The organism is Streptomyces sp. NPDC000348 (assembly GCF_042898795.1).
Lineage (GTDB): Bacteria > Actinomycetota > Actinomycetes > Streptomycetales > Streptomycetaceae > Streptomyces.
Genome location: NZ_JBIAZD010000023.1, coordinates 75,941 through 99,648, shown reverse-complemented (window position 1 = coordinate 99,648; position 23,708 = coordinate 75,941). Strand labels below are relative to the sequence as shown.

General features: G+C 74.6%; 24 protein-coding genes. 12 read left to right on the top strand and 12 right to left on the bottom strand.

Annotated elements, in window-relative coordinates; genetic code table 11:
* The 3 genes from ACFY3N_RS32405 to ACFY3N_RS32395 are packed head-to-tail and all read left to right on the top strand — an operon-like array spanning position 1 to position 2,869.
* Positions 1-756, top strand: coding sequence for a (Fe-S)-binding protein (locus ACFY3N_RS32405; RefSeq protein WP_390820366.1), 756 nt, complete (start codon positions 1-3; stop codon positions 754-756).
* A complete protein-coding gene (locus tag ACFY3N_RS32400; RefSeq protein WP_390820365.1) occupies positions 753-2,231 on the top strand; it encodes a LutB/LldF family L-lactate oxidation iron-sulfur protein in 1,479 nt (492 codons plus the stop codon). Before ACFY3N_RS32405 ends, ACFY3N_RS32400 begins: the two co-directional genes overlap by 4 nt.
* Complete coding sequence (locus tag ACFY3N_RS32395; protein ID WP_390820364.1) at positions 2,228-2,869, top strand: lactate utilization protein C; 642 nt, start codon at positions 2,228-2,230, stop codon at positions 2,867-2,869. Before ACFY3N_RS32400 ends, ACFY3N_RS32395 begins: the two co-directional genes overlap by 4 nt.
* Before the next feature lie 161 nt (positions 2,870-3,030).
* Here the strand turns inward: ACFY3N_RS32395 and ACFY3N_RS32390 are convergent, their stop codons facing one another.
* The 3 genes from ACFY3N_RS32390 to ACFY3N_RS32380 form a co-directional block, all read right to left on the bottom strand.
* Complete coding sequence (locus ACFY3N_RS32390) at positions 3,031-3,390, bottom strand: cupin domain-containing protein (RefSeq protein WP_390820363.1); 360 nt, start codon at positions 3,388-3,390, stop codon at positions 3,031-3,033.
* A gap of 548 nt (positions 3,391-3,938) precedes the next feature.
* Positions 3,939-4,586, bottom strand: coding sequence for a sigma-70 family RNA polymerase sigma factor (locus ACFY3N_RS32385; protein WP_390820362.1), 648 nt, complete (start codon positions 4,584-4,586; stop codon positions 3,939-3,941).
* Between the two features lie 152 nt (positions 4,587-4,738).
* Positions 4,739-5,383, bottom strand: coding sequence for a hypothetical protein (locus tag ACFY3N_RS32380; RefSeq protein ID WP_390820361.1), 645 nt, complete (start codon positions 5,381-5,383; stop codon positions 4,739-4,741).
* Positions 5,384-5,634: 251 nt separating this feature from the next.
* On the opposite strand from ACFY3N_RS32380, the gene ACFY3N_RS32375 reads away from it, so the two are divergent.
* From ACFY3N_RS32375 to ACFY3N_RS32360, 4 genes are all read left to right on the top strand, one after another.
* Positions 5,635-6,468 (top strand): CPBP family intramembrane glutamic endopeptidase, encoded by an 834-nt coding sequence (locus ACFY3N_RS32375; RefSeq protein ID WP_390820360.1) that lies wholly within the window; start codon positions 5,635-5,637, stop codon positions 6,466-6,468.
* Complete coding sequence (locus tag ACFY3N_RS32370; RefSeq protein ID WP_390820359.1) at positions 6,465-7,622, top strand: sensor histidine kinase; 1,158 nt, start codon at positions 6,465-6,467, stop codon at positions 7,620-7,622. Before ACFY3N_RS32375 ends, ACFY3N_RS32370 begins: the two co-directional genes overlap by 4 nt.
* The gene (locus tag ACFY3N_RS32365) at positions 7,619-8,281 is read left to right on the top strand and encodes a response regulator (protein WP_390820358.1); all 663 of its coding nucleotides are present in this window, start codon (positions 7,619-7,621) and stop codon (positions 8,279-8,281) included. Before ACFY3N_RS32370 ends, ACFY3N_RS32365 begins: the two co-directional genes overlap by 4 nt.
* Before the next feature lie 118 nt (positions 8,282-8,399).
* Positions 8,400-8,747 carry a tetratricopeptide repeat protein gene (locus ACFY3N_RS32360; protein ID WP_390820357.1) on the top strand — a complete coding sequence of 116 codons (348 nt, stop codon included), beginning with the start codon at positions 8,400-8,402 and terminating at the stop codon, positions 8,745-8,747.
* A 49-nt stretch (positions 8,748-8,796) separates the two neighbouring features.
* On the opposite strand, the gene ACFY3N_RS32355 is transcribed toward ACFY3N_RS32360, so the two are convergent.
* Positions 8,797-10,206, bottom strand: coding sequence for a PepSY-associated TM helix domain-containing protein (locus ACFY3N_RS32355; protein WP_390820355.1), 1,410 nt, complete (start codon positions 10,204-10,206; stop codon positions 8,797-8,799).
* Positions 10,207-10,338: 132 nt separating this feature from the next.
* On the opposite strand from ACFY3N_RS32355, the gene ACFY3N_RS32350 reads away from it, so the two are divergent.
* A complete protein-coding gene (locus tag ACFY3N_RS32350; RefSeq protein WP_390820354.1) occupies positions 10,339-10,983 on the top strand; it encodes a peptide deformylase in 645 nt (214 codons plus the stop codon).
* 232 nt (positions 10,984-11,215) lie between these two features.
* On the opposite strand, the gene ACFY3N_RS32345 is transcribed toward ACFY3N_RS32350, so the two are convergent.
* Complete coding sequence (locus tag ACFY3N_RS32345; RefSeq protein WP_390820353.1) at positions 11,216-12,661, bottom strand: dihydrolipoyl dehydrogenase family protein; 1,446 nt, start codon at positions 12,659-12,661, stop codon at positions 11,216-11,218.
* 118 nt (positions 12,662-12,779) lie between these two features.
* Here ACFY3N_RS32345 and trxA point away from each other — a divergent pair, with 118 nt between their 5' ends.
* Entirely contained in the window at positions 12,780-13,169 is a 390-nt protein-coding gene (gene trxA, locus ACFY3N_RS32340; protein WP_390820352.1) for a thioredoxin, read from the top strand.
* A 222-nt stretch (positions 13,170-13,391) separates the two neighbouring features.
* Here trxA and ACFY3N_RS32335 read toward each other — a convergent pair whose 3' ends face one another.
* A complete protein-coding gene (locus ACFY3N_RS32335) occupies positions 13,392-14,429 on the bottom strand; it encodes a LacI family DNA-binding transcriptional regulator (RefSeq protein ID WP_390820351.1) in 1,038 nt (345 codons plus the stop codon).
* A gap of 61 nt (positions 14,430-14,490) precedes the next feature.
* Positions 14,491-15,153 carry a TetR/AcrR family transcriptional regulator gene (locus ACFY3N_RS32330; protein ID WP_390820349.1) on the bottom strand — a complete coding sequence of 221 codons (663 nt, stop codon included), beginning with the start codon at positions 15,151-15,153 and terminating at the stop codon, positions 14,491-14,493.
* A gap of 123 nt (positions 15,154-15,276) precedes the next feature.
* Between ACFY3N_RS32330 and ACFY3N_RS32325 the strand changes: the two genes are divergently transcribed.
* Positions 15,277-15,840: an NADPH-dependent FMN reductase gene (locus ACFY3N_RS32325; protein ID WP_390820348.1), complete on the top strand. Its 564-nt coding sequence runs from the start codon at positions 15,277-15,279 to the stop codon at positions 15,838-15,840.
* A 111-nt stretch (positions 15,841-15,951) separates the two neighbouring features.
* Here the strand turns inward: ACFY3N_RS32325 and ACFY3N_RS32320 are convergent, their stop codons facing one another.
* From ACFY3N_RS32320 to ACFY3N_RS32305, 4 genes are read right to left on the bottom strand one after another with little or no spacing between them, the layout of a single operon-like run.
* A complete protein-coding gene (locus ACFY3N_RS32320; protein ID WP_390820347.1) occupies positions 15,952-17,088 on the bottom strand; it encodes an XdhC family protein in 1,137 nt (378 codons plus the stop codon).
* Positions 17,081-19,198, bottom strand: coding sequence for a xanthine dehydrogenase family protein molybdopterin-binding subunit (locus ACFY3N_RS32315; protein WP_390820346.1), 2,118 nt, complete (start codon positions 19,196-19,198; stop codon positions 17,081-17,083). Before ACFY3N_RS32315 ends, ACFY3N_RS32320 begins: the two co-directional genes overlap by 8 nt.
* Positions 19,195-20,187 carry an FAD binding domain-containing protein gene (locus tag ACFY3N_RS32310; protein ID WP_390820344.1) on the bottom strand — a complete coding sequence of 331 codons (993 nt, stop codon included), beginning with the start codon at positions 20,185-20,187 and terminating at the stop codon, positions 19,195-19,197. The genes ACFY3N_RS32315 and ACFY3N_RS32310 overlap by 4 nt, the downstream gene beginning before the upstream one ends.
* Positions 20,184-20,741, bottom strand: coding sequence for a 2Fe-2S iron-sulfur cluster-binding protein (locus ACFY3N_RS32305; RefSeq protein ID WP_390820343.1), 558 nt, complete (start codon positions 20,739-20,741; stop codon positions 20,184-20,186). The genes ACFY3N_RS32310 and ACFY3N_RS32305 overlap by 4 nt, the downstream gene beginning before the upstream one ends.
* Before the next feature lie 273 nt (positions 20,742-21,014).
* Between ACFY3N_RS32305 and ACFY3N_RS32300 the strand changes: the two genes are divergently transcribed.
* Positions 21,015-21,629: a TetR/AcrR family transcriptional regulator gene (locus ACFY3N_RS32300; RefSeq protein WP_390820342.1), complete on the top strand. Its 615-nt coding sequence runs from the start codon at positions 21,015-21,017 to the stop codon at positions 21,627-21,629.
* A gap of 204 nt (positions 21,630-21,833) precedes the next feature.
* Positions 21,834-23,018, top strand: a complete 1,185-nt coding sequence (locus tag ACFY3N_RS32295; RefSeq protein ID WP_390820340.1) for a CaiB/BaiF CoA transferase family protein — start codon at positions 21,834-21,836, stop codon at positions 23,016-23,018.
* Between the two features lie 6 nt (positions 23,019-23,024).
* Here the strand turns inward: ACFY3N_RS32295 and ACFY3N_RS32290 are convergent, their stop codons facing one another.
* Positions 23,025-23,672 (bottom strand): phosphoribosyltransferase, encoded by a 648-nt coding sequence (locus ACFY3N_RS32290; RefSeq protein WP_390820339.1) that lies wholly within the window; start codon positions 23,670-23,672, stop codon positions 23,025-23,027.
* Positions 23,673-23,708: the final 36 nt, after the last annotated feature.

Sequence of the window (23,708 nt, the reverse complement as noted above, 5' to 3'; positions counted from 1 at the left end):
ATGCGTGTCGCCCTCTTCCTGACCTGCGTCAACGACACGCTCTATCCCGACACGGGCCGTGCCGTGGTGAAACTGCTGACCAGGCTCGGGGTGGACGTCGACTTCCCGATGGCGCAGACCTGCTGCGGGCAGGCGCACTACAACACCGGCTACCGGCACGAGGCCGAGCCGCTGGCCCGTCAGTTCTCCGATGTCTTCAAGGACTACGAGGCGATCGTGACGCCGTCCGGGTCCTGCGGGGCGATGGTGCGGGAACTGTATCCGCGGATGGGCGAGCGGGCGCGCGCCGAGGGCCGCGGCGACACCCTGGCCCGGGCGGTGGCGCCGGTCGTGCCGAAGACGTACGAACTGACGGAGTTCCTGGTGGACGTGCTGGGGGTGACCGACGTCGGCGCCTACTACCCGCACACGGTGACCTACCACCCGACCTGCCACGGGCTGCGCGGCCTGGGCCTCGGTGACCGGCCGCTGAAGCTGCTGCGGGCGGTGCGGGGCCTGGAACTGGCCGAGCTGCCGGGGGCCGAGGAGTGCTGCGGCTTCGGCGGCACCTTCGCCGTGAAGAACTCCGACGTCTCGACGGCGATGGGCGTCGACAAGGTGCGCAACGCGGAGTCGACCGGCGCCGAGGCGCTGTGCGCGGCCGACAACTCGTGCCTGATGCACATCGGCGGCACGATGAGCCGGCTGAAGGTCGGCATGCGGCCGGTGCACATCGCGGAGATCCTGGCGAGCACGGAAGAGGAGCCCCTGGTATGAGCGGGACGTTCGTCGGGATGCCGGCGTTTCCCAGGGCCGCGCACGACGCGGTCCGCGACACGACGCTGCGCGGCAATCTGCGGCACGCCACGCACACCATCCGCGTCAAGCGCGCCGCCGCGGTCGCCGAGGTGTCCGACTGGGCCGAACTGCGCGAGGCGGGCCGGCGGATCAAGGACCACACGCTGCGCCACCTGGACCGCTATCTGGTGCGGGTGGAGGAGGCGGTGACGGCCGCGGGCGGCACCGTGCACTGGGCCGCGGACGCCGACGAGGCCAACCGGATCGTCACCGAACTGGTCAAGGAGACCGGTGAGTCGGAGGTCGTCAAGGTCAAGTCGATGGCCACGCAGGAGATCGGTCTCAACGAGGCCCTGGAGGCGGCGGGCATCGCCGCCTACGAGACCGATCTGGCCGAGCTGATCGTGCAGTTGGGCAAGGACCGGCCCTCGCACATCCTGGTGCCGGCGATCCACCGCAACCGCGGGGAGATCCGGGAGATCTTCGCCCGCGAGATGAGCGAGTGGGGCCGCCCCGCGCCCGAGGGGCTGACGGACACGCCCGCCGAACTCGCCGAGGCGGCGCGGCTGCACCTGCGGGAGAAGTTCCTGCGCGCCAAGGTAGGCGTCTCCGGCGCCAACTTCGTCGTCGCCGAGACCGGCACGCTGGTGGTGGTGGAGTCCGAGGGCAACGGGCGGATGTGCCTGACCCTGCCCGAGACGCTGATCTCGGTCGTCGGCATCGAGAAGATCGTGCCGACCTGGCAGGACCTGGAGGTGTTCCTGCAGACCCTCCCCCGCTCCTCGACCGCCGAGCGGATGAACCCGTACACGAGCACCTGGACCGGGACCACGGACGAGGACGGCCCGCGGAACTTCCACCTGGTCCTGCTGGACAACGGCCGCACCGACACCCTCGCCGACGAGGTGGGCCGGCAGGCGCTGCGCTGCATCCGCTGCTCGGCCTGCCTCAACGTGTGCCCGGTGTACGAGCGGGCCGGCGGCCACGCCTACGGCTCGGTCTACCCGGGGCCGATCGGCGCCATCCTCAGCCCTCAGCTGCGGGGCACCGGAAGCGAGATCGACGCCTCCCTGCCGTACGCCTCGTCGCTGTGCGGGGCCTGTTACGAGGTCTGCCCGGTCGCCATCGACATCCCCGAGGTGCTGGTGCATCTGCGGGAGCGGGTGGCCCAGGGCGGGGAGGTGACCCGGGGCGGCAACAAGGTGGTGCTCAAGCCGGCCAAGGGGCACGCCGCCGAGCGCGCCGCGATGCGCGCCGCCCGCTGGGCGTTCGCGCACCCCGGGGCCCTGCGCGCCGGCCAGCGCCTCGCCTCGCGCACCCGCCGCCTCCATCCGCGCACCCTGCCGGGACCCGGCCGCGCGTGGAGCGGGACCCGGGACCTGCCGCCGGTGCCGGCCGAACCGTTCCGGGACTGGTGGCAGCGTACGCAGAGCGGGAAGGGAACGGCGAAGTGAGCAGCAGGGAACGGATCCTGGGCCGGGTGCGGCGTGCCCTCGCCGACGTGCCGAAGGACGACACCCCGTACGAAGGGGCGATCGCCCGTGACTATCTGCGCGAGCACGGTGAGCGCACCGCCGGGGAGACGGTGGAACTCCTCGCGGAGAACCTGGCCGACTACCGGGCGGTCGTGCACCGTACCGACGCGGCCGGGCTGGCCGGGGTGGTCGCCGGGCTGCTCGCGGCGCGCGGCGCGTCGTCGGTGCTCGTTCCGCCCGGCCTCGACGAGGAGTGGCTCGCCGCGACGGAGGTGACGCGGGTGGCGGACCGGGCGGAGAGCACGCCCCACGAGCTGGACCGGGTCGACAGCGTGGTCACCGCCTGCGCGGTGGCGATCGCCGAGACGGGCACGATCGTGCTGGACGGCTCCCCCGACCAGGGCCGGCGCCGGATCACCCTCGTCCCCGACCACCACATCTGTGTGGTCCGCGTCCCGGACCAGGTCGTCTCCTCCGTCCCCCAGGCCCTCGAACGTCTGGACCCGGTCCGCCCTCTCACCTGGATCTCCGGCCCGTCGGCGACCAGCGACATCGAACTCGACCGGGTGGAGGGCGTGCACGGCCCGCGCACGCTGGAGGTCGTGCTGGTCGGATGAGCCCGTGCCGGGGGGGTGCTCCTGACCGCACCCCCCGGCACGGGCTCCGCGCCCCCCCTGGGGCGCGGGCGTCTCCCCCGTGGCGTCCTCGGCAGGGCACAGGACGTGCCGGACGGAGGGGACGCCGATGGTCCGCGACGGCTGCGGCTCCGGGTGAGCGGCTAGTCGGCCTTGGCGTAGTCCTGGGCCATGCCGCCCGCGAAGTCGTGCACCACGACCTGGTCGTCGCCGACGACCCAGGCGTCATGGCCCGGGGCGCAGACGAAGACGTCTCCGGGGCCGACCTCCTGCTCGGCGCCGTCGTCCATGCGGATGTGCATACGGCCCTGGACGACATAGCCGTTGTGGTGGACCCGGCAGCTCTCCGTCCCCGCGATGGGCCCGACGGACTCGGACCAGCGCCACCCGGGCTCGAAGGTGGCTACGGCGAAGTCCAGCCCTGTCATGTGGACGGCCTCCAGGTGTCCCCTGGGGAAGTCGCGCCTCTCGTCGGGCTTGTCCAGCGTCTTGATCTCGAGCATGACCCTGTTCCCTTCCGACCGTCTCCCTGTACGGCCGGGTCCGGTCTCCGTCTGTCCCGAACGGCACCGGCGGGGGCCGGGCCCCGCCCCTTCATCGTCCGCCCGTCCACTCGCCGGCGCCATTCGGGTGAGGGCCGGCACGCCGCTTCGCCCGGACCTCGGAGCCGGGCGAAGCGGCCGGCGTCACTGCCGCCGCCGGACAGGTCCGGGCCGACGCGCGGCGGGGGGGGGGGCGGGACGCCGACGCGCCGGCCCGCCCCCAGGGGTCTCCCGGTGTCGTCGCCGGCCTCCGGCTCGACGCCGGTCACCCGGGCCGCGGGGCGCGGGCCCTGGACGGCGACGGCGCTTCCGGCGGCCGGTCCCCCGCCGCCGACCGGTGCGAGCGGCGCCTCCGGCCCCCCTGCCTCCCGAACGGTCCGAGGGCCGCCGTGCCCTGCCCCGCGAGGACGTGCGGGGGTTCGCGGGCGGCCGCACGGGGCCGGCCCCCCGCTCGGCGTCCCGGCCCCGTGCGGCCGCCCCGCGCGCACCTCCTGTCCGCTGCGCCCTCCTCATCCCGGCCTGCGTGTCCGGTCGCCGGACTCCCGGTCCGGTACCGGTCTCCGTGCCGCTGCGGCGGCCTCCTCCGCCTCGGCGACGAGGGCGGCGAGGGCGGTCCGCGCGCGGGCGACGCGGGAGCGGACCGTGCCGACCGGGCAGTCGCCGAGGGCCGCCGCCTCCGTGTACGGCAGCCCGAGCAGCTGGGTGAGGACGAACGCCTCGCGCCGCTCGTCCGGCAGCCGGTCCAGCAGATCGAGCAGCACGATCCCGTCGTCGAATCCGGGCAGCCCGCGCGGCTGCGCCCGTTCCACGGTCAGCTGCCAGTCGGAGACGTCCGCCGTCCGGGGCCGTACGGCCGTGTACCGGTGGCTGTCGGCCACCGCGCGGCGGGCGATGGCCAGCAGCCAGGTGCGGGCCGAGGAACGTCCCTCGAACCGGTGCAGGCTGCCCAGTGCCCGCAGGAACGTGTCCTGGGTCAGATCGTCCACCGCCTGGGGGTCGGCGCACAGATGGGCGACGTAGCGGATGACGTCACGGTGCAGGGCGCGGACGAAGCGGTCGACGGCGTCGGAGTCACCGCCGCGCGCGGCCAGCGCCCAGGCGGTCGCCGCGTCGTCGGTGGGTCTCCCGGCGGAGGCGGGCAGGGTGGAAGCGATCACCTGATGTCCTTCGCTGAGGAACCGGGAACCGCGGGCGGGCGCGGCCCGGTCGGCGGGGATGCGGCCGCGGGCGGTACGCGGAACGGGTCCGCACCGGCACACGGCCGAAGCCCGGGGCGCGCAGGGGCGGCCCGGGGAGTCACCGGCTGCCGTCAGACGGCAGCGGCCCCGGCGGGCGGACCGCGGGAGGTGATCGCGTGGACGAGGAGGAGGAGACGCGGCGCGCGGTCCGAGCGGCGGCGCCGGCGGCCGCGGAGGGACGGACGGCGCGGCGGCACCGGCGCGGGGAGGAGCAGCCGCACCGGGGCGGCCAGCCATCCGCCGACGGCCCGCAGCACCCGGAACACCGCCCGCTCGCCGTACCCGAGCCACAGACCGCACAGCAGTGCGGCCAGCAGGTGGGCGGCGAGCATGCCGGCCGAGGAGTGGCCAAAGGCCGCCGTGTGCTCCCCCATGCCCGTCCCCGTGGGCATGGGCATGGGCATGGAGTGCGTGCCGTGCGGCACCGCGCCCATGCCGTCCCCGTCCATGGAGCCGGCGCCGGCGGGGCCCACCAGGGAGAAGGCCGCGTGCAGAACCGTCTGGGCGGCGACGGCGACGGCGGTGACCAGCGGCAGTCCGCGCTCACGCCCCGCGAGTCCCCAGCCCAGGGCGCCGGTCACGGCCCAGCCGGCCGCCAGCGTCCGGAGGGGAACACGGTCGCCGGACATCATGACGTGCCCCAGGGCGGCGAGCACGACGCAGACGGCCGCGAACACCGCGGCCCGCCCCGCGCGAGCACCCCACCCAGCAGTCATGGCCCCCCATCGTCGCATCCGGGCCCAACCGGCCGTCCGTGGATACGACTTCTTCCACGCCCGCGACTCATTCCCCGGGACGTGATCCGGAACACCCTTCGTCCGCGGGCAAGTCGGCGGGAAGCGTGTCCTGTCCCCCGAGCGAGCTACGGACAAGTGTCCACTGTGCGGTGACGATTCCCGGCCGCCGGATCCGTAGCGTCCGTCACGACACGCGGCGCCCGTCCGCGCGGTGGACGAAGGAGTTTTCGATGAGAGTGGTCCTGCAGTTCCTGGCCGTGGTGGCGATCTCCGCCCTGGGCGGTCAGAGCGTGAACGCGGTGCGGGACGACCCGTGGCTCTCGCTCCTCCTCGGGGCGCTGACCACCGTGCTCGCGGTGCTGGTCTACCGGTGGGTGGTGGGGCGGACCGAGCACCGGCCGGTCACGGAGCTGGCCCCGGCCGGGGCCGGGCCGGCGCTCGGCCGGGGGACGCTGATCGGCCTCGTGATGTTCGGGATGGTCATCACGAACCTTTTCACCTTCGGCAGTTACGAGGTGCACGGCCTGGGTTCGCCGAGCGGCGCGGTGGGGCTCTTCGGCTTCATGGCCGCCGCCGCCGTCACGGAGGAACTACTGTTCCGCGGGGTCCTGTTCCGGATCGCCGAGGAGTACCTGGGCACCTGGATCGCACTGGCGCTGACCGCGCTGCTGTTCGGCCTGGCGCACCTGCCCAACCCGGACGCCACGGCGTGGGGCGCCTTCGCCATCGCGATCGAGGCCGGCGGCATGCTCGCCGCCGCGTACGTCGCCACCCGCAACCTGTGGGTGCCGATCGGCGTGCACTTCGGCTGGAACTTCGCCGCGGGCGGCATCTTCAGCACCGTGGTCTCGGGCAACGACACCGAGCAGGGACTGCTGGACGCCACGACGTCGGGCAACGAGTGGATCACCGGCGGCGACTTCGGGCCGGAGGGAAGCGTGTACTCGGTGCTGTTCGGTGTGCTGCTGACGCTCGCGTTCCTGTGGCTGGCCCACCGGCGCGGCCGTCTGGTGCCCCGCCGGCGCGCCGACCGGGTCGACGCCACCGCTAGACTGCCCCGGTGATCGCTCCGCACCGGGTCCGGGAATCGTGGAGTCGGCTGGACGTCACCGTCAGGGACCTTCTGCTCGGGCTGCTCCTCCTCTCCCTGTCGCTGCTGCCGGCCTTCCAGAACCACGGAACGCTCCTCGGCGGTGTGCCGGACCGCCCCTTCGACGCGCTCGCCCTCGTGGCGGTGGCCCTCCAGACGCTTCCGCTCGCCGTGCGCCGGCGGTGGCCGGCCGGCTGTCTCGCCCTGGTGGCGGCCGGGTTCGCCCTCGACCAGCTCCGCGGCTACCACTCCCCCGCGGGGACCGCGCTGCTTGTCGCGCTGCTGAGTGCCGGGGCGTGTCTGGAACGGTACCGGCGCACCACCGCGGCCCTGTGCACCGTCGCCTACGTGGCGCTGACGGTCGCGTTCCACCGGCTCGGTCCGGGCGAGCCGGTGAGCGAGTTCGTGACGTTCTACCTGGCGGTGGCCCTCGCGTGGGGCATCGGGGCGTGGCTGCGCTCCACCCGGATCGCGGAGGCCGAGCGCCGGCGCCGCGTCGCCGAGGACTCCCGGGCCGCCGAACGCGCGCGGATCGCCCGCGAGTTGCACGACGTCGTGACCCACCATGTGACGGCGATGGTCGTGCAGGCCGAGGCGGCCCGCTATCTGACCGCCGCGCCCGACCGGCTGGACCGGGCGCTGACCGCCGTCACCGACACCGGCCGACGGGCCATCACCGACCTGCGGCACCTGCTCGACCTGCTCGACCCCGACCACGGCCCCGGGGCCCGGACACCGCCCGTCGGCCGGCTCCTCACGCTCGTGGAGCAGACCCGACGGGCCGGGCAGCCGGTGGAGTTCACCGAGGAGGGCACGCCGGCGCCGTCGACCGGCAGCGCCGACCTCGTCGCCTACCGGGTCGTGCAGGAGGCCCTGACGAACGCCCTCAAGCACGCCCACGGCGGCGCCACCCGGGTCCGGGTGCGGCACGGCGAACGGGAGATCACCGTGGAGGTCGGCACGGACGGTTCCGGCACGCTGGCGACCTCCTCCCCCGGCGGGAGCGGCCGGGGCCTGGCGGGCCTCAGGGAGCGGGTCGACGTCCTGGGCGGCGACTTCAGCGCGGGCCCGGAGGCCGGCGGCGGCTTCGCCGTACGGGCCCGCATACCGACGGGGAGCACGGCGTGAGCGCACCGATCCGGGTCCTGGTCTGCGACGACCAGATGCTGGTCCGCACCGGCCTGGTGACCATCATCGACGCCCAGCCCGACCTGGAGGTGGCGGGCGAGTGCGGCGACGGGCAGTCCGCCGTCGACCTCGCCGGCCGGCTCCGTCCGGACGTCGTGGTGATGGACGTGCGCATGCCGGTGCTGGACGGCATCGAGGCCACCCGCCTGCTGGCCGGTGCCGGAGTGCCGCATCCGGTGAAGGTGCTCGTGGTGACGACGTTCAACCTGGACGAGTACGTCTACGAGGCGCTGCGCGCGGGAGCGAGCGGGTTCCTGCTCAAGGACGCGCCGCCGTCCCAGCTGCTCCACGGCATCCGGACCGTGGCCACGGGCGCGGCGCTGCTGGACCCGGAGGTGACCCGCCGGCTCGTGGGCCGGTACGCCGCCCGGATCCGCCCCGCCGAGGGCGGGGCGCCGCGGGACCTCCCCCTGACCCCCCGCGAACTGGAGGTCCTGCGCCTCATCGCGGACGGCCTGTCCAACAGCGAGATCGCCGCGGCCCTGCTGATCAGCCAGGAGACCGTGAAGACCTTCGTCTCGCGCATCCTCGCCAAACTCGGCCTGCGCGACCGTGTCCAGGCGGTGGTGTACGCCTACCGCCAGGGCCTGGCGACCTGAGGCGGAGCCGGGTGCCGGGCCGCCGGCACCCCCTGTCCCCGGGCGCCGGTCCGCCCGGCGGCGACGAGTGGAATACGGGACCGTCCCGGTCCGTTGTCGGCGTCGAAGGAGGTCAGGAGTGGACACCATGTACTACGACCACGGGACGCCGGCCGAGCGCTGGGAGCGCGCCGGGATGTTCTTCGACGCCAAGGACTACACCGCCGCCGCGCGCGTCCTGGGCGGGCTGGTCGAGGAGGTGCCGGAGCAGACCGGGCCGCGGCTGCTGCTGGCGCGCGCCTACTACCACTCGGCTCAGCTGCGGCGCGCGGAGGCGGAGCTGAGGGTCGTCGTGGAGCGTGACCCGGTGGAGCACTACGCCCGGCTGATGCTCGGGCGCACCCTCCAGCGGCAGGGGCGGGACGACGAGGCCCGGCCGCACCTGCGGATCGCCGCCGCGCTGGGCGGCTCCTTCGACGAGGAGTGAGGGCGGGCCGGTGCCCGGTTCCCCGCGACGGGGAACCGGGCACCGTGCGTCACCGCGCCGCCGTGTCGCTTCCGTACGTCCGCAGGCCCCGGCGGTGGGCCACTTCCCCGAGCACGATGTCGACGGCGAGGAACGCCGCCAGGGGGATGCCGAGGAGCGGGACGAAGTAGCCCAGGACGGCGATCGCCGCCAGCAGGGGGACGAGCACGTACGGCGGTACCTGCTGCCAGGCCCCGCGGGGGACCGGCCGGCCGAAGGCGGATCCGCGGCCCCGCTGCCACCACATGCGGTAGCCCCACAGGATCAGCAGGATCAGGGTGAGGGCCAGGGCCATCAGGACGATCTGGTTCACCAGGCCGAACAGGTTGCCGGTGTGCAGGTCGATGCCCCAGCGGGTGAGTTTCGCGAGGACCGGATAGTCGTCGAACCGCAGGACGTCGGTGACCTCGCCGGAGGCGGGGTCGACGGCCGCCGAGTCCTGTCCCTCGGGCCAGCCGCGCTGGATCTGCCGCACGACGTACGCGGACTTCTCGTCGGCGGGCGGCACGATCTCCACCGGGTCGCCCAGGCCCTCGGCCCGTGCCGCCGCGAGGACCCGGTCCAGGCCGGCCCCGTGCGCCGCGTCGCCCGCCGTACCGCCGGCCGCGTCGTGGCCCGCGTGCTCGCCGGCCGCCGCGGCCGACACCGAGGGGGTCTCCTGGCCGAGGGCGGTACGCAGCTCGCCGATGTTCGCTCCGGCGTAGGTGGACCAGGTCAGGCCGGTCGCCGAGAGGAAGACGAAGCCGGCCGCGGCCCACACGCCCACGCCGCCGTGCAGGGCCAGCGTGCGGCGCCGCCCGCTGGTGCCGCGCACCTTGCGCAGGGCGCGGCGCCGGGAGAACCACAGCACCAGTCCCCCGCCCGCGATCACCCACAGCCAGCTGGCGGCGAACTCGCTGTAGAGCCGGCCCGGTTCGCCGAGGTGCAGATCGCGGTGGAACTCGTCGATCCAGGTGCGCAGGGGCAGCGCGCCCGTGGAGCCGTACTGTTCCAGCGCACCGCGCACCTTTGCGGTGTACGGGTCGACGAACACGGCCAGGGTGTGGCCGGGGTCCACCCCCGGTATGCCGGACAGCATCACCCTCGTGGTGGCGTCCGCCTCGGGCGAGGGGCGCACGGCGGAGACCGTGCCCTCGGGGTGGGCCTCGCGGGCGGCGGCCACCTGCGCGGAGACGGGCAGCTTGCGGTCGCCGGCGGGGACGGTCAGCTCGTGGTCGTAGACGATCTTCTCGGCCTGGAACGAGGCGGCGTACAGCAGGCCGGTGAGGGCGGCGACGAGGAGGAACGGCGCGACCAGGACTCCCGCGTAGAAGTGCAGGCGCAGGACGAGGGGGCGCAGGCCGGACCGGGCGCTCTTCGCGGGTGCGGGGGCGGGGGGTTTCGGTGTCTCGTCCGTGCCGGTCGAGGGAGCGGTGGTCATCGGTGGGGTTCTCCCGGGGACGTCTGGGCGGGCGGGATGGTGGTGGTGCAGTAGTCGGAGCGGCGGGGCGTCCGGTTCCCGGGAAATCCATGTGACCTGTGCCACACGCCAAGGGCGTGCCATCCTGGCGGGATGGGAACTCCGGACGAGCACGCGCCCCTGGCCGAGCGGGTCGAGCAACTGCTCGCCGTGGAAGGGCCGTTGACCATCGTCGCGGCCGGTGACCCGGTGCTGCGCGGTGGCACCGAGCCGTACGACGGGCAGTTGGGGCCCGAGCTGCTGGCCCGGTTCGTCACGGCACTGCGGGTCACCATGCGGGCGGCGCCGGGTGTGGGACTGGCCGCGCCGCAGGTCGGGGTGGGTCTGCGGATCGCGGTGATCGAGGATCCGGCGCCGGTCCCGGAGGAGGTGCGCCTGGCGCGCGGGCGGGTGCCGCAGCCGTTCCGGGTGCTGGTCAATCCGGTGTACGAGCCGGTCGGCACCCGGCGGGTCGGGTTCTTCGAGGGGTGCCTGAGCGTGCCGGGGTACCAGGCGGTGGTGGCGCGGCCCGCCGAGGTGCGGCTGAGGGGGCGGGACGAGCACGGGCGGGCGCTGGACGAGGTGTTCACCGGCTGGCCCGCGCGGATCGTGCAGCACGAGACGGACCATCTCGACGGCACGTTGTACCTCGACCGGGCCGAGCCGCGCTCACTGTCGTCCCACCGCTCCGTGACGGAACGCTGGTCGCAGCCGACCCCGGACCGGGCGGCCCGGGACCTGGGCTTCGACCTGCCGTGACCTCGGCCTGGTCCTCCGTCCGGCGGCATCCGCCCGCCGGAGGGAGGACCGGGGTGCTCGGCGTCGGGCGCCTTGACCCTCGTCCTCCGCCGGACCGGGCCGTCGGCCGCCGTTCCCCAGGGTGGTTCGCCCCCGCCGCCCCTTCCCGTCCCGTCCCCGGGGGCTCCGCCCCCGGACCCCCCTTCGGCCCTGAACGGGCCTCGTCCTCAAACGCCGGACGGGCTGAAGGGGCTCAGGCGTCGCGGTAGGCCTCCAGGAGGCGGAGCCAGATCTCGCTGATCGTCGGGTAGGACGGGACCGCGTGCCACAGGCGGGCGACCGGGACCCGGGCGGCGACCGCGACGGTCGCGGAGTGGATGAGCTCGCCGACGCCGGGGCCGACGAGGGTGAGGCCGCGCAGGACCTCGTCCTCGAGGTCGACGATCATGCGGGCGCGGCCCTTGTAGCCGTCGGCGTACAGGCCGGCGCCCGCGACCGAGGACAGGTCGACGTCGACGGCGCGCACGCGGTGGCCCGCCCGCTGCGCCTCGGCCAGGGAGAGGCCGACGGAGGCCGCCTCCGGGTCGGTGAAGACGACCTGGGGGACGGCGGCGTGGTCGGCGGTGGCGGCGTGCGCGCCCCAGTCCTCCGCCTGCACGGGTTCCCCGGCGGCCCGGGTGACGATGGCGGCGCCCGCGATCCGGGCCTGGTACTTGCCCTGGTGGGTGAGGAGGGCCCGGTGGTTGACGTCGCCCACGGCGTACAGCCAGTCGTGGCCGGGGACGCGGAGGCTGTCGTCCACGGTGAGCCAGGAGCCGGGCTCCAGACCGATCGTCTCCAGGCCGATGTCGTCGGTGCGCGGGGCGCGTCCGGTGGCGAAGAGGATCTCGTCGGCCTCGATCCGGTCACCGTCGTCGGTGACGACCAGGACCGTTCCGTTCTCCCTGGTCACCGACTTCACGGAGGTGCCGGTGCGGATCTGCGCGCCGGCCCCGGTGAGCGCCTCGGCGACCATCTCCCCGGCGAACGGCTCCATGCGGTTCAGCAGGCTCCTGCCGCGGACGAGGACGGTGACCCGCGAGCCGAGGGCCTGCCAGGCGCAGGCCATCTCGGTGGCGACGACCCCGCCGCCGACCACGACCAGCCGGCCGGGCACGGACTGCGCGCCGGTGGCCTCGCGGCTGGTCCAGGGCCGGACCCCGTCGAGTCCGGGCAGGTCGGGCAGCTGGGCGCGGCTGCCGGTGCAGACGGCGACGGCGTGCCGGGCGGTGAGCACCCGCCTGCCGCCGCCGGCGTCCGTGACGGTGACGGTGCGCGGACCGGCGAGCCGTCCCTGGCCGCGGTACAGGTCGGCTCCGGTGCCCTCCAGCCACCGGACCTGGCCGTCGTCCTTCCAGTCGGAGGTGAAGGAGTTCCGGCGGGCGAGTACGGCGTCGGCGTCCAGGGGCCCCTGGACGGACCGGCTCAGGCCGGGGAGGCGGAGGGCGTCGGCCCGGGCGATGACCGGGCGCAGCAGGGCCTTGCTGGGCATGCACGCCCAGTAGGAGCACTCGCCGCCGACCAGTTCGCTCTCCACGACCGCGGTGGTGAGTCCGGCGGCCCGGGTGCGGTCGGCGACGTTCTCGCCCACGGGTCCGGCGCCGAGCACCACGACGTCGTAGGCGGTTGATTCCGGTTGCGTCGATTGCGTTTCCGTCATGGCGTCAGTCTGGTGGGTGGTGTGCCCCGTGGCCACACGGGTAGGGGCGCGGAATACGTGACCGGCGGGCCGTGTTGTGCCGACGGCCCGACCCGAGACCAGGAAGAGGGAACACGCGATGAGCAGCACCGTGGAGCTCACCAAGGAGAACTTCGACCGGACGGTCACGGACAACGAGTTCGTGCTGATCGACTTCTGGGCGGCCTGGTGCGGTCCGTGCCGCCGGTTCGCGCCGGTGTACGAGAAGGCGGCGGAGGAGAACCCCGACCTGGTGTTCGGCAAGGTGGACACGGAGGCGCAGCCGGAGCTGGCCGCGGCCTTCGGCATCCAGTCGATCCCGACGCTGATGATCGTGCGCGACCAGGTCGCCGTGTTCGCCCAGCCGGGCGCGCTGCCCGAGGCCGCCCTGACGGACGTCATCGGGCAGGCCCGCAAGCTGGACATGGACGACGTCCGCAAGCAGATCGCCGAGCAGCAGGCGCAGCAGGGCGGGACGCCGAACGCCTGAGACGGCCGCGGCGACGCCTGGAACGGGTACCGCCTCGGTGACGGTGCACTCGGGTCCCGCGCGCCGGCGGGACCCTCCGTGAGGTCGGGCGGTGTCATGACGGCTCTTCGACCGGCCGCCGGTGCGCCGCGGCCGCCCTGTCGCGTACCCGGGCCGTCGAGCGCGCACCGTCCCGGCCCGCGGTCCGCACGGCCCGGGGGCCGTCCGCCGTCCTCCGCCGTGTCAGCTGGACTCGCGTCGCACCACCGAGGCGCCCAGCACCTTGTGGGCCCCGGGTGCCGCGGCCGGGTCGCGCACCGCCCGGTCGACCAGTTCGGCCAGCTCACGGCCGGACGGCAGTTCGAGGTGGACGGTGCTCAGCCGGGGCCGCAGCAGCCGGCCCAGCATCAGGTTGTCGGCGCCCAGCACGGCGGTCTCCTCGGGGATGCGGACGCCCTCGTCCTGCAGCGCGCGCATCAGCAGCATCGCGTACTCGTCGTTGTACGTGAACACGGCGTCGAGGCCGAGCCCGCGCCAGCGGGCGGCCAGCCGGGCGGCGGCACCCTCGTCGTGCGCGAGCGGCAGCTCGGTGACCGTGGCGTCGGTGCCGCGCAGGGCGGCGCGCACCCCGGCCAGGCGGGGCGCGGAGAACGCCTCCAGGCCGGGCTCCCGGGGAACGACCACGCCGATCCGGCGGCGGCCCCGGTCGAAGAGGTGGGCGCCGGCGCTGTGACCGACGACGTCGTGGTCCATGAGCAGGGCGTGCGCGCCCTCGACGGGCTCGGGACCGAGGGTGACGACGGCCCGCGCCCCGGAGCGTTTGAGCACCTCGACGCCGCGCGGACCGAGTCCGGAGCCGGGCACCAGGACCGCCACGGGCCTCAGCTCGGCCCAGGAGCGGGCGGCCTCGTCGTCGTGCAGGCCGACGGTGCCGTACTGCACGACCGTGTAGTCGAGGCGGGCGAGGGAGGCCTGGAGATCGTTGATGAACCGGCTGTAGAGCGGCCCGACGGGGAAGGCGGGCGCGGGCATCAGGACCGTACGGCTGTGCCCGGCGCGCAGGCTGCGGGCCGCCGCGTGCGGCACGTACCCGAGTTCCTTCGCGGCCTCGCGGACCCGGCGGCGGGTGGGCTCGCTGATCCGGACGGCGCCGGCGTTGTTCAGGACGTAGGAGACGGTCGCGCGCGAGACGCCGGCCAGGCGGGCCACATCGGCGCTCGTGGGTACGGAGCGCGTCGGTGCGGGGGACGCGGGCGCGGGCGTGTTCGTTATCTGCACCATGACGTACGGCATCCTTGCAGAAGCCGTAACCGGGCGATCGGCCGGGGGAGTTGACGTACCGTCAGCGGGTGGGCGCCGGGTCCGTCACCCGGTCGACCAGGTCCAGCCACGCCGACTCCAGCCGCTCCGGCGGCATGCCGCACTGCCGTGTCAGATGGTGGATCAGGGCGGGGTCGAGCTGGGCCATCAGCGTGTGGGCGAGGACCTCGCAGTCCGCGTCCGGGACCGCCTCGCGCAGCAGCAGGGTGACGTGGTGGCGCAGGACGCGGCGGGGCGGACTGGTGAAGCGGCGGCCCGCTTCCGGTTCGGCCGCCAGCTGCAGTTCCAGCTCGTCGGCGGTGCGGCGGAGCATCGCGAGGCCGAAGGCGCGCAGCCGCTCGGCCGGGGGCGCGCCCGGCCCGAGCGGCGGGGGGCCGGTGAGGAAGGCGGCCTGGAACTTCTTCTCGGAGTGGTCGAGGAGGGCGGTGAGCAGCCCGGTGCGGTCGCCGAAGCGGCGGAAGACCGTCCCCTTGCCCACGCGGGCCGCTGCCGCGACCTCCTCCATGGTGATGCCGTCGGCGCCGCGCTCGGCCACGAGCAGCGCGGCCGCCTCCAGCAGGCGGGCCCGGTTGCGTGCGGCGTCGGCGCGCAGGCAGGGTTCGTCGGGGCCGGTGCCGAGTTGCAGCAACTCCTGCGGCCGTACGGGGTCCTGGGGTGCCGGGGCGGGCGGTGGCGCGGCGGACATGAAGCCAGCGTAAAGCATCGGGAAGAAACTGGACCGCGGTCCGGTTGGGATGCTACAAAGGAAAAGCGGACCCCGGTCCGGATTGTTTCGGCAGTGTTTCAGCACCCCCCTGGAGTTTCCCTCATGTCTGTTCGCATCCTCGCCCTCGTCGGCAGCCTCCGCGCCGGTTCGCACAACCGTCAGCTCGCCGAGGCCACGGTCAAGCTCGCTCCCGCGGGCGCCGAGGTGGCGCTCTACGAGGGGCTCGCGGAGATCCCCTTCTACAACGAGGACATCGACGTCGAGGGCGACGTGCCGGCCGCCGCCGCCAAGCTGCGTGAGGCCGCCGCGGGCGCCGACGCGCTGCTGCTCTTCACGCCCGAGTACAACGGCACGATGCCGGCCGTCCTGAAGAACGCCATCGACTGGCTGTCCCGCCCCTACGGCGCCGGCGCCATCAGCGGCAAGCCGGTCGTCGTGATCGGTACCGCCTTCGGCCAGTACGGCGGTGTGTGGGCGCACGACGAGGCGCGCAAGTCCGTGGGCATCGCGGGCGGCAAGGTGATCGAGGACATCAAGCTCTCCATCCCCGGCTCGGTGACCCGCTTCGCCGAGACCCACCCGGCCGACGACAGCGAGGTCGCCGACCAGCTGACCGAGGTCATCACCCGCCTCCACGGCCTCGCCGGCGAGCCGGCGGCCGCCTGAACCACCCCGCGAGGGGCCTGAGCACCGCCTCCGGCCCCCGCGCACCCCGGCCGGGCACGGCACGGGCGAGGGGGCCGGAGCCGGCACGGCTCCGGCCCCCTCGCCGTCGGCTCAGGCGGCCGTCCGCGTGTTCCGGCCCTCGTGGTGGATCGGGGTGTCCGAGCCCGTCAGGGGCGCGCCCGTGCCGCCCCGGCGGGTGGCGACGATCTCCGCCGCGATGGACAGGGCCGTCTCCTCCGGGGTCCTGGCACCGAGGTCGAGGCCGATCGGGGAGCGGAGGCGGGCCAGCTCCCGCTCCCCCACGCCCGCCTCGCGCAGACGGCGCTCGCGGTCGGCGTGGGTGCGCCGGGAGCCCATCGCCCCGACGAACGCCACCGGCAGGCCCAGCGCCACCTCCAGCAGCGGTACGTCGAACTTCGCGTCGTGGGTGAGGACGCACAGCACCGTGCGCGCGTCGGTCTCCGTGCTCCGCAGATAGCGGTGCGGCCAGTCGACCACGATCTCGTCCGCCTCCGGGAAACGGGCCCCGGTGGCGAACACGGGCCGTGCGTCGCACACCGTGACGTGGTAGCCGAGGAACTTGCCCGCCCGCACCAGCGCCGCCGCGAAGTCGATCGCCCCGAAGACGATCATGCGGGGCGGCGGCACCGAGGACTCCACGAACAGGGTCGGACCGCCGGGGCAGTACGCCCCGCCCGCCGCGACGGCGACCGTGCCGGTGCGGCCGGCGTCCAGCAGGGCCCCGGCCTCCCCGGCCGCCGCCCGGTCCAGCTCGGGGGCCCCGCCGAGGCCGCCCTCGTACGATCCGTCCGGGTGGACGAACAGGGCCCCGCCGAGGAGTTCCGCGGGACCCTCGACGACCCGGGCCAGTGCCCCCGGCCCGCCCCGGAGGACGGCCGCCAGCGCCGCCCGCAGCACCTGCCGGGCGGGGGCCCGCACGCCGACCGGGGTCACCAGGATGTCGATGACCCCGCCGCAGGTCAGGCCGACGGCGAAGGCGTCCTCGTCGCTGTAGCCGAACCGTTCGACACGGGTCTCGCCGTCCGCGAGCGCCTGGGCGCACAGGTCGTACACCGCGCCCTCCACGCACCCGCCGGACACCGAGCCGACGACCGTGCCCCCGCTGTCGACGGCGAGGGCGGCGCCGGGGCCGCGCGGCGCGCTGCCGCTCACGGACACCACCGTGGCCACCGCGAACTCCCGGCCCTCGGTCAGCCAGCGGTGCAGCTCGCCGGCGATGTCAAACACCCGGTCCTCCCGCCCTCAGTACCCGGTCCGGACGGATGGGCAGGTTCCGGTGCCGTACGCCGGTCGCGTGCCAGACGGCGTTGGTGACCGCCGCCGCGGCGCCCACGATGCCGACCTCGCCGATGCCCTTGATGCCGACGGGGTCGTCGGGGTCCGGGTCGTCGACCCAGTCCGCCTCGACCGCCGGCACGTCGGCGTGGGTGGCGACGTGATAGCCGGCCAGGTCGGCGCCGTGGAGGCCGCCGAAGGCCCGGTCCCGGACCGCCTCCTCGTGCAGGGCCATCGAGATGCCCCAGGTCATGCCGCCCACGAGCTGACCGCGCGCGGTGAGCGGGTTGACGATCCGGCCCGCGGCGAAGATGCCGAGCATCCGCCGCACCCGCACCTCGCCGGTGGTGACGTCCACGGCCACCTCGGCGAACTGCGCCCCGAAGGAGTGCCGTTCCTTCTGGGCGAGGGCGCCGAGGGCGGCGGTGGTGTCGGACCGCACGGTGATGCCCTCCGGCGGCACGGCGCCTCCCGGGACGAGCCGGTCCCGCAGCTCCCCGGCGGCGGCCGTGACCGCCCAGGCCCAGGAGCGGGTGCCCATGGAACCGCCCGCGATCCCCGCCGGGCCGAAGTCGCTGTCGCCGATGCGCACCCGGACCCGGTCGGGCGTCACGTGGAGCGCGTCGGCGGCGACCAGGGTGAGCGCCGTACGCGCCCCGGTGCCGATGTCGGCCGCGGCGATCCGCACGGTGTAGGTGCCGTCCGCCTCCGCGGTCACCGCGGCCGTCGACGGAAGGGCGCCCGCGGGGAAGGAGGCCGCGGCCGTGCCCGTGCCGAGCAGCCAGCGCCCTTCGCGGCGCCTGCCCGGACGCGGGTCGCGGCCGGCCCAGCCGAACCGGCGGGCGCCCTCGCGGAAGCAGGCGGCGAGGTTGCGGCCGGCGAACGGCAGTCCGGAGACCGGGCCGCGCTCGGTATCGTTGCGCAGCCGCAGCTCGACCGGGTCGATGCCGCACCGCTCGGCCAGTTCGTCGAGCGCCGCCTCCAGCGCGAACGACCCGGGCGCCTCGCCCGGTCCGCGCATCCACGTCGGGGACGGCACGTCCAGCCGTACGACCTCGTTCGAGGTGCGGTGGGCGTCGGCGTCGTACATCACGCGCGCCACACCGGCGCTCGGCTCGACGAACTCCCAGACCGTCGACGTCTGGTTCAGCGAGCGGTGCTCGAGGGCGCGCAACCGGCCGTCGGGGTCGGCGCCGAGCCGGACCCGCTGGACGGTGGGACTGCGGTAGCCGGTGAGCGAGAACATCTGGCGCCGGGTCAGCACCACGCGGACCGGCCGCTGCAGGGCGGTCGCGGCCATCACGGCGGACACCTGGTGGGCCCGTACGCCCTTGCTGCCGAAGCCGCCGCCGACGTGCTCGGAGCGCACCCGTACCGCGGACGCGTCCAGTGAGAACATCCGCACGAGCTCGTCGGCGACCCAGGTGGTGCCCTGGTTGGAGTCGACGACCTCGAGCCGGCCGCCGTCCCACAGGGCGGTCGCCGCGTGCGGCTCCATCATGGCGTGGTGCTCCTCGGGCGTGGTGTACTCCACGTCCACCACGTGGGCGCAGGCGGCGAGTTCGGCCTCCAGGTCGCCCTTCTCCGTCACCGCGGGCATGTGCCCGTCCACCGGGTAGGCGTCCGGGCGGCCGGCGGAGAGCTCGATGTCGTGCGGCTCCTGCTCGTAGGTGACGACGAGCGCCTCGGCGGCCTCCCGGGCCTGCTCGGAGGTCTCGGCGACGACGAGCGCGACGGGCCAGCCGGCGTGCGGGACCCGGTCGTTCTGGAAGACGGCGGCCGTCGGGTCCGGCGGGACGCCCAGCATGCCGACGTAGTCGAGGTCGAGGCGCGGGGCGTTCCCGTGGTGCAGGACGGTGAGCACGCCCGGCATCCCGAGCACGGGCCCGGTGTCGACGGACAGGATCCGGCCGCGGGCGATCGTGGACAGCACCAGCCAGCCGTGGGCGAGGTCGGCGAAGGGTATCTCGCCGGCGTAGCGGGCGGCGCCGGTGACCTTGTCGCGGCCCTCGACGCGGGTGTGCGCGGTGCCGACGGCGCCCGTCGTCGTGGCGGTGGTCATCGGGCGGCCTCCTCGGCGAGTTCGGACAGCACGGCCACCACGAGATTGCGCATGAGTGTCACCTTGTACCCGTTGTCCGGCAGCGGTCTGGCGGCCGCGAGTTCGGCGTCCGCCGCCGCCGCGAAGTACTCCGCGGTGGCCGGGGCGCCGTTCAGCACGCGTTCGGCGGCACGGGCCCGCCAGGGCCGGGACGCCACGGCCCCGAGGGCGAGGCGGGACTCGCGCACCACTCCCCCGCCGACGTCGAGGGCGGCGGCGACCGAGCCGATCGCGAAGGCGTACGAGGCGCGTTCGCGGACCTTGCGGTAGCGCGAGCGGGCGGCGACCGGCGCGGGCGGCAGGGTGACGTGGGTGACGAGCGCGCCGGGCGGCAGGGCGGTCTCCAGGTGCGGGGTGTCGCCCACCGGGAGGTAGAAGTCGGTCAGCGGTAACTCCCCGGGACCATCCGGGGTTTCGTAGGAGACGACCGCGTCGAAGGCGGTCAGCGCCACCCCCATGTCGGAGGGGTGGACGGCCACGCAGTGGTCGGAGGCGCCCAGGACCGCGTGGTTGCGGTGCTCGCCCTCGACGGCGGGGCAACCGCTGCCGGGCGCACGCTTGTTGCAGGGCTTGGTCACATCGGTGAAGTAGCCGCAGCGGGTGCGCTGGAGCAGATTGCCGCCGACGGTGGCCATGTTGCGCAACTGCCCGGAGGCACCGGCGAGTACGGCCTGGGCCAGGGCGGGGTAGTCACGGCGGATCCCGGGGTGCGCGGCCAGGTCGCTGTTGGTGACGGTGGCGCCGATGCGCAGTCCGCCGTCACCGGCCGGCTCGATCCGGTCCAGCGGGAGGGCGCGGACGTCCACGAGCCGGGCCGGGCGCTCGACGCCGTTCTTCATCAGGTCGACGAGGTTGGTGCCGCCGCCGAGGTAGCGGGCGTCGGGGTCGGCGTCGAGCAGCGCCACCGCGCCGGGGACGTCGTCGGCGCGCCGGTAGTCGAACTCCCTCATACCGCGGCCTCCTCGGTTTCGTTCCGGTTCTCCGCGGCCGCGCGGGCGACCGCCTCGACGATCTGTACGTACGCGCTGCAGCGGCACAGGTTGCCGCTCATGCGTTCCCTGATCTCCTCGGGGGTCAGGGGCGGCGGTCCCGCTTCGGGACGCACGTCCGCGGTGACGGCGCTGGGCCAGCCCGCCGCGTGCTCCTCGATGACGGCGACGGCCGAACAGATCTGGCCGGGGGTGCAGTAGCCGCACTGGAACCCGTCCAGGTCGAGGAAGGCCTGCTGCACCGGGTGCAGCCGGTCCCCGTCGGCCAGGCCCTCCACGGTGGTGATCTCGCGCCCGTCGGACGCGACGGCCAGTTGCAGGCAGGAGACGGTGCGGCGGCCGTCGACCAGGACCGTGCAGGCGCCGCACTGTCCCTGGTCGCAGCCCTTCTTGGTGCCGGTCAGATCGAGGCGCTCGCGCAGGGCGTCGAGCAGGGTGGTGCGGTGGTCGACGGACAGCGTGTGCTTCTCGCCGTTGATGTTCAGGGTGACGCCGCTGGACGTCGAGGGGGCCATGAGCAGCCTTCTTTCACGGATGCCGGAAGGCGGGACGAGTCGATGACGCAGAGGGGGTGGGCTGTACGGGGCGTGGATCGTTCGGGAGCATGTGGAGGGAGGAGGCACCGGGAACGCGCCGGTCGTCGAGGGCATGCCACCGGGTGTCCCGCGCCGTCCGTCCGCCGATACGATGGACTTGAAGCGGACAGCTGTCCGTTACTCCCGAGAACGTAGTGGACACCTGTCCGCTTAGCAAGGACGGGTTTCGGTCACGGCCCGGGAGGAGGACGAGTGGGGCACGACAAGGACGCGTCCCCGTGCGCGCGGACACCGCGGAGCACGGCGGTACCCCTGCGCTCGGACGCGCAGCGCAACCGCGAGCGCATCCTGGAGGTGGCCCTCGTCGAACTCACGCGCTCGGCGGACACCCCGCTGAGCGTGATCGCCAAGAAGGCGGGCGTCGGGCAGGGCACGTTCTACCGGAACTTCCCCAGCCGCGAGGCCCTCGTCATGGAGATCTACCGGTACGAGATGCAGCAGGTGGCGGACAGCGCGGCGCAGTTGCTGAGCACGCGGGAGCCCGACTGCGCGCTGCGCGAGTGGATGGACGGGCTCGCCCGCTTCGCCATGGCCAAGGCCGGGCTGGCCGACGCCATCCGGCAGGCCACCAGCGGGCCGGGGAGTCCGGCGAAGCCGGGACACAGCCCGGTGACCGAGGCGGCGGAACTCCTGCTGCGCCGCTGCGAGGAGGCCGGATCCATTCGCCCGGGGGTGACCGCGGACGACCTCGTCCTCGCCATCGGCGGCCTCTGGCAGCTCGACCCCGCCGAGGACTGGCAGCCGCGTGCCACCCGGCTGCTGGACCTGGTCATGGACGGGCTGCGCGCGGGGGCGCCGGGGCGGTAGCGCACGCCCGGCCGGGCACCCCGGGTGCGACGTCCCGCGGTTCCGCGGGGCGGCCGCCACCGCGGGCGCCGGCCGGCGGCGCGGGATGCCGGTGCGGCGCACCCGGGTGAGCGGCGGGCCCGGGGTGCCCGGCCGGGGCCGCCGTTGACAGCCGCCCCGCCCCGGCCGTACTAATCGAGGCCGGAGCAGGCAGGAGGCGCGGACGTGCGGAATCCCCCCTTGTCCGGGGTCACGGTGGTCAGTGTGGAGCAGGCGGTGGCCGCCCCCTACGCGACCCGGCAGCTGGCCGATCTCGGCGCCCGTGTGATCAAGGTGGAGCGGCCGGGCGAGGGGGACTTCGCCCGCCGGTACGACACGACCGTGCACGGCCACTCCAGCTACTTCGTGTGGATCAACCGCTCCAAGGAATCCCTCACCCTGGACCTGAAGGACCCGCGGGGCCGCGCGATCCTGCACCGGCTCCTTCAGGACGCCGACGTGTTCGTGCAGAACCTCGCGCCGGGCGCCGCCGACCGCCTCGGCCTCGGCACCGACGAGCTGGCCCGCCGCCACCCCCGGCTGATCCCCTGCACGATCTCCGGGTACGGCACGAGCGGCCCCTGGGCCGACCGCAAGGCGTACGACCTGCTGATGCAGTGCCAGACCGGACTGGTGTCGCTGACCGGAACACCGCAGGAGACCGCCCGCACCGGGATCTCCGTCGCCGACATCGCCGCCGGGATGTACGCCTACAGCGGTGTGCTCACCGCCCTGTACACCCGCGCGACCACCGGCACGGCGCACCCGGTGGAGGTGTCCCTGTTCGAGGCGCTCGCCGAGTGGATGGGCCAGCCCGCCTACTACACCCGCTACGGCGGGGCCCAGCCCCCTCGCCTGGGCACGCAGCACGCCACCATCGCCCCGTACGGCACCTACCGGGCCGCCGACGGACGCGAGGTGCTGTTCTCCGTCCAGAACGAGCGCGAGTGGGCGGCCCTGTGCGCGGAGTTCCTCGGCCGGCCGGAGCTGACCGACGATCCGCGCTTCGCCACCGGCCCCGACCGGGTGGCCCACCGCGAGGAACTGAACGCGGTCATCGCCGAGCGCTTCGCCCGCGCGGACGCCGATGAGCTGCTCGGGGACCTGGAGGCGATCGGCATCGCCTGCGCCGGGGTCAACGACGTCGCCGCGTTCCTCGACCACCCGGTGCTCGCCGCCCGCGGCCGCTGGCGCGAGGTGGCGGTCCCGGGCGGAACCGTGGAGGCGCTGCTGCCGCCCGCCGACCTCGCGGGTCTGCCGGCCCGCATGGACCCGGTGCCGGCCCTGGGCGAGCACACCGGGGCGATCCTCACGGAACTGGGCCGTTCCCCCGAGGAGATCGCGGCACTGCGCGCGGACGGGGTCGTCTGACCGCGGCTACGCCTGCCGCTGGTGCAGCGCGTCCAGCACGTCCTCGTCCGTCAGCTGGTCGAACTCCTCGTACCACTGGCCCACGGCCATGAACGCGGCCGGCTCGTACAGACACACCACCTCGTCGGCCTCGGAGCGCATCAGCGCGACGCCCTCCGCCGCGCCGACCGGAACGGCCAGCACGAGGTGTCCGGGGTGCCGTGCCCGCAGGGCGCGCAGCGCGGCGCGGGCGGTGGAGCCGGTCGCCAGCCCGTCGTCGACGACGATCACGGTCCGTCCGCGCAGTTCGGGAGCGGGCCGGCCCTGGCGGTAGCGCTGTTCGCGGCGGCGCAGCTCGGCGCGCTCGCGCTCGACGACGGGCGCGAGGTCGGCCTCGTCGAGGCCCAGCCGCAGCAGGGTGTCCTCGTCGAGGAGCGGCACCCCGTCGCCGGCCATCGCGCCGACGCCGAACTCCTCGTGGAAGGGGGCGCCGATCTTCCGTACGACGAGGACGTCGAGCGGGGCGTCCAGCGCCCGGGCGACCTCGAGTGCCACGGCGGCACCGCCGCGGGGCAGGGCCAGCACGACGGGGTCGGGCAGGGCCCCCTCGTCCTGCCTCTCCCGCAGCCGTGCGGCCAGTGCGCGGCCGGCCTGCCGGCGATCACGGAACCGCATGGCGGATGCCCTCCCTCCGTACCGGAGACGGCACCT

What these genes read in the sequence shown, in the direction of transcription:
- ACFY3N_RS32405 (WP_390820366.1), top strand. Translation starts at nt 1, where the DNA reads ATGCGTGTCGCCCTCTTCCTGACCTGCGTCAACGACACGCTCTATCCC.
- ACFY3N_RS32400 (WP_390820365.1), top strand. Translation starts at nt 753, where the DNA reads ATGAGCGGGACGTTCGTCGGGATGCCGGCGTTTCCCAGGGCCGCGCAC.
- ACFY3N_RS32390 (WP_390820363.1), bottom strand. Translation starts at nt 3,390, where the DNA reads ATGCTCGAGATCAAGACGCTGGACAAGCCCGACGAGAGGCGCGACTTC.
- ACFY3N_RS32380 (WP_390820361.1), bottom strand. Translation starts at nt 5,383, where the DNA reads ATGACTGCTGGGTGGGGTGCTCGCGCGGGGCGGGCCGCGGTGTTCGCG.
- ACFY3N_RS32375 (WP_390820360.1), top strand. Translation starts at nt 5,635, where the DNA reads ATGAGAGTGGTCCTGCAGTTCCTGGCCGTGGTGGCGATCTCCGCCCTG.
- ACFY3N_RS32355 (WP_390820355.1), bottom strand. Translation starts at nt 10,206, where the DNA reads ATGACCACCGCTCCCTCGACCGGCACGGACGAGACACCGAAACCCCCC.
- ACFY3N_RS32350 (WP_390820354.1), top strand. Translation starts at nt 10,339, where the DNA reads ATGGGAACTCCGGACGAGCACGCGCCCCTGGCCGAGCGGGTCGAGCAA.
- ACFY3N_RS32345 (WP_390820353.1), bottom strand. Translation starts at nt 12,661, where the DNA reads ATGACGGAAACGCAATCGACGCAACCGGAATCAACCGCCTACGACGTC.
- trxA (WP_390820352.1), top strand. Translation starts at nt 12,780, where the DNA reads ATGAGCAGCACCGTGGAGCTCACCAAGGAGAACTTCGACCGGACGGTC.
- ACFY3N_RS32335 (WP_390820351.1), bottom strand. Translation starts at nt 14,429, where the DNA reads ATGGTGCAGATAACGAACACGCCCGCGCCCGCGTCCCCCGCACCGACG.
- ACFY3N_RS32330 (WP_390820349.1), bottom strand. Translation starts at nt 15,153, where the DNA reads ATGTCCGCCGCGCCACCGCCCGCCCCGGCACCCCAGGACCCCGTACGG.
- ACFY3N_RS32325 (WP_390820348.1), top strand. Translation starts at nt 15,277, where the DNA reads ATGTCTGTTCGCATCCTCGCCCTCGTCGGCAGCCTCCGCGCCGGTTCG.
- ACFY3N_RS32315 (WP_390820346.1), bottom strand. Translation starts at nt 19,198, where the DNA reads ATGACCACCGCCACGACGACGGGCGCCGTCGGCACCGCGCACACCCGC.
- ACFY3N_RS32310 (WP_390820344.1), bottom strand. Translation starts at nt 20,187, where the DNA reads ATGAGGGAGTTCGACTACCGGCGCGCCGACGACGTCCCCGGCGCGGTG.
- ACFY3N_RS32305 (WP_390820343.1), bottom strand. Translation starts at nt 20,741, where the DNA reads ATGGCCCCCTCGACGTCCAGCGGCGTCACCCTGAACATCAACGGCGAG.
- ACFY3N_RS32290 (WP_390820339.1), bottom strand. Translation starts at nt 23,672, where the DNA reads ATGCGGTTCCGTGATCGCCGGCAGGCCGGCCGCGCACTGGCCGCACGG.